This window comes from Arthrobacter sp. 10T44 (assembly GCF_056393885.1).
In genome coordinates this window covers 1-350 of sequence record NZ_JBFTGT010000029.1, presented here as the reverse complement: position 1 = coordinate 350, position 350 = coordinate 1, and the positions used below count along the sequence as shown (strand labels likewise).

The 350-nt window shown below is 55.7% G+C and carries 1 protein-coding gene; it reads left to right on the top strand.

What is annotated here, in order from left to right; genetic code table 11:
• On the top strand, positions 1 to 350 hold a 350-nt coding region (locus tag AC1DBL_RS16765), incomplete at both ends, for an oxidoreductase (RefSeq protein ID WP_476926529.1).

Here is a 350-nt window from a genome sequence, read left to right as displayed (position 1 = left end):
CACCAAATTTGGTGATGCGGTGAACCGCGCTATCAAGGCCGGTTTCGATGGCGTCGAAATTCATGGTGCTAACACCTACCTGATTCAGCAGTTCTATTCGCCGAACTCTAACCAGCGCGATGACAAGTGGGGCGGCAGCCGCGATAACCGTGCACGCTTCCCGCTGGAAGTGCTGGAAATCACCCACAAGATGGCTGAGCGCTTCGCCCATAACTCTTTCATCATCGGCTATCGCTTCTCCCCGGAAGAGATCGAAGTGCCCGGCATTCGCTTTGACGACACGCTCTATCTACTGGAAAAACTGGCGGCGCGCGGACTCGATTACGTCCATTTCTCGGTAGGCCAGCTGC